Source organism: Heyndrickxia acidiproducens DSM 23148 (assembly GCF_000374345.1).
Classification (GTDB): Bacteria; Bacillota; Bacilli; order Bacillales; family Bacillaceae_C; genus Weizmannia; species Weizmannia acidiproducens.
The window spans coordinates 1-1,778 of record NZ_KB894073.1; the positions used below are offsets into that span (position 1 = coordinate 1).

The window sequence follows — 1,778 nt, forward strand, 5'->3', positions numbered from 1 at the left end:
TTGACCTGTAATGAAGTTCATAAGCGAGATGAACGCCATCTCCGGCAAAAAAGTAGATTGTAATCACGTTCATTAGCAGGATGAACGCCATCACGGTGCAAAATTTGATTTACAATGACGTTCATTAGCGGTATAAAAAGTTTCGTTTACAATATCGCATACGCTTGCATTATAAGGCATCTAAAATTAAAGTGCCGTTTTCAACCAAGTATGGCAGTTTTGTGAGCATTTTCTGAAAATGGTTTTAAATTTAAACGGGATGCGTTAAAATGAAAGCGTTATAATGTTAATGACTTCACAAACAAGGAGGAAGTAACATGACAAAAACAATCATCTCCCCAAGTAAATACATACAAGGACCGGGTGAATTGTCCAATCTTTCATCCTACACCACACAGTTCGGTCACCACGCCTTTATTATTGCAGATAAATTTGTAACCAGCCTTGTTGGAAAAACGATTGCCGGCAGTTATGCCGGCAGGGAAGACCGTTATACGCTGGAAACATTTAATGGTGAATGCTCCAAGAAGGAAATTCAACGATTAAGCGCGGCCTGTAAGTCTCAAAATGCCGATGTCATAGTCGGGATTGGCGGCGGAAAAACTTGTGATACTGCAAAAGCAATCGGCCACTACAATCACAAACCTGTGATCGTTGCGCCAACAGTGGCCTCCACAGATGCCCCAACCAGCGCACTTTCGGTAATTTATAAAGAGAACGGCGAATTTGACGAATATCTGATGCTGCCGCTGAATCCGTCTTTTGTCATTATGGATACAAAAGTAGTCGCTGCTGCTCCTGCCCGGCTGCTGGTTGCCGGAATGGGGGATGCACTCGCCACTTACTTTGAAGCACGGGCAACCAAACGGGCCAATAAAACCACAATGGCCGGGGGATATGTCACGGAAGCGGCGATCGTACTGGCAAAGCTTTGTTACCAGACACAAATTGCAGAAGGCCTGAAAGCAAAATTGGCGGCAGAAAAACACCTGGTTACTGAGGCCGTGGAAAAAATTATTGAAGCCAACACCTATTTAAGCGGAATCGGCTTTGAAAGCGGCGGCCTGGCTGCAGCCCATGCCATCCACAACGGCTTGACGATATTGGAAGAAACACACCAAAAATACCATGGCGAAAAAGTCGCTTTCGGCACCCTTGTCCAGCTCATTCTGGAAGACGCGCCGAAAGAAGAAATAGAAGAAGTCATTGCCTTCTGCCTGAGCGTCGGACTCCCGGTGACACTCGCTGATCTCGGCGTCTCGGAAATTAATGAAGAAAAATTAAGAAAAGCGGCTGAACTTTCCTGTGCAGATGGAGAAACAATTTTCAATATGCCGATTAAAGTAACGCCCGAACTCGTCTACGCCGCAATCGTAACAGCCGATTCAGTCGGGCACTATTACCAATCAAGATACCGTTAAAATTTGTGAATACATTTGTCAACAGTATTAAATAACGAAAAAAAGCATTATGATGATAAAAGAATTTCTGAATACTTTCCCTTTAAAAAAGGTTATTTACTATAATCTAATTGAGACTGGTATTTATAAAGAGTTATTGCCTTTTAAGAAATGACATATTTGAAAGCTAGATAACAATAAGTTTATCTAGCTTTCACCATGATTTAGGAGTTGCGCAATGAAAAAAAATACCTTTACTGAATATACAAGATCTTTGAATGAATAGTTAAGTCCGTATAATTGTGTAAAAAGGGTTATCTGAATATGAGGGAATATGGAGTATAGGGGCTGTTTTTCTGGAGGGGGCTGGCCAGCCCC

Annotated in this window: 1 protein-coding gene; it reads left to right on the forward strand. The window is 42.4% G+C overall.

Translation table 11 applies throughout. From position 1 onward, the window contains the following. Window positions 1–317 precede the first annotated feature (317 nt). Complete coding sequence (locus C232_RS0118215; RefSeq protein WP_018665539.1) at window positions 318–1,421, forward strand: glycerol dehydrogenase; 1,104 nt, start codon at window positions 318–320, stop codon at window positions 1,419–1,421. The last annotated feature ends 357 nt before the right edge of the window (window positions 1,422–1,778 follow it).